This is a genomic window from Neisseria sp. P0020.S005, from assembly GCF_051957055.1.
GTDB lineage: Bacteria > Pseudomonadota > Gammaproteobacteria > Burkholderiales > Neisseriaceae > Neisseria > Neisseria subflava_A.
Map to the genome: position 1 here is coordinate 1 of NZ_JBQCWV010000086.1, position 375 is coordinate 375.

Consider the following 375-nt stretch of genomic DNA (forward strand, 5'->3'; position numbering starts at 1 on the left):
ACGGCAACGGCACTCACACTGTAACCATCACTGATGGCGAAGGTAATACCACTACTACTATCGTTAAAGACGGTAAGAACGCTGAAGCCGAAGTTAAAGACAACGGCAACGGTACTCATACTGTAACGATCAAAGACAGTAACGGTAATACCACTACTACCATCGTTAAAGACGGTGCAACTGGTGCCAAAGGCGATACCGGCGCAACTGGTGCAACCGGTGTCGATGGTAAGAACGCTGAAGCTGACGTTAAAGACAACGGCAACGGTACCCACACTGTAACCATCAAAGACGGTAACGGTAACACCACTACTACCATCGTTAAAGACGGTGCAACTGGTGCTAAAGGTGATACCGGTGCAGACGGTAAGAATG

Annotated in this window: 1 protein-coding gene; it reads left to right on the top strand. The window is 48.5% G+C overall.

Going from position 1 to position 375, the window contains the following annotated elements:
* The coding region (locus tag ACTHTU_RS11435; protein ID WP_440362616.1) for a collagen-flanked surface repeat-containing protein at positions 1-375 on the top strand (375 nt) is incomplete at both ends.